Consider the following 715-nt stretch of genomic DNA (forward strand, 5'->3'; position numbering starts at 1 on the left):
TTGTTCAGCACCCATGTGACCTGACATCTTCTTGCCTTTAAAAACACGACCTGGCGTCTGACACTGACCAATTGAACCGTTTGATCTGTGTGACAACGAGTTACCATGCGTCGCATCTTGCATGCCAAAGTTCCAACGCTTAATACCGCCCTGGAAACCTTTACCTTTAGACTGACCAGTTACATCAATAATCTGACCAACTTCGAAGACTGTCGCATTAAGTGCGTCACCTGCTTTAAGATCTTCGCCTTCGCCTTCCGCCAAACGGAATTCCCAAAGACCACGACCCGCTTCAACACCTGCTTTCGCAAAATGTCCAGCTGCAGCTTTAGATACGCGAGAAGCGCGACGCTCACCAACAGTTACCTGAATTGCACGGTAACCATCAACATCGTCTGTTCTCACCTGTGTGATACGGTTATCTTCAACCTCGATAACCGTTACCGGAATGGATGCACCTTCGTCTGTAAAAACTCGAGTCATCCCAGCCTTACGGCCGACTAAACCAATCGCCATTTTTCACCTCTTAAGTGTACGGGGCTTTCACCCTCTATGGCCCTATAAATTAGGTAGTTACACTTTACCGCTCGATCTAACTTGAACGGCACCAACTTTTTAGAAAAGTTGGAAAAACTTAACCAAGACTAATCTGAACGTCTACGCCAGCTGCCAGGTCAAGTTTCATTAGTGCATCTACAGTTTTTTCTGTAGGCTC

General features: G+C 46.6%; 1 protein-coding gene and 1 pseudogene. Both read right to left on the minus strand.

Going from position 1 to position 715, the window contains the following annotated elements; all coding sequences use genetic code 11:
- Window positions 1–516, minus strand: a 516-nt coding sequence (gene rplC, locus A3763_RS26185) for a 50S ribosomal protein L3 (protein ID WP_068760749.1), incomplete at its 3' end; no start/stop codon positions are given.
- Between the two features lie 118 nt (window positions 517–634).
- A pseudogene (rpsJ, locus tag A3763_RS26190) lies at window positions 635–715 on the minus strand (30S ribosomal protein S10); the annotation flags it as partial.

It is taken from the genome of Oleiphilus sp. HI0128 (assembly GCF_001635365.1).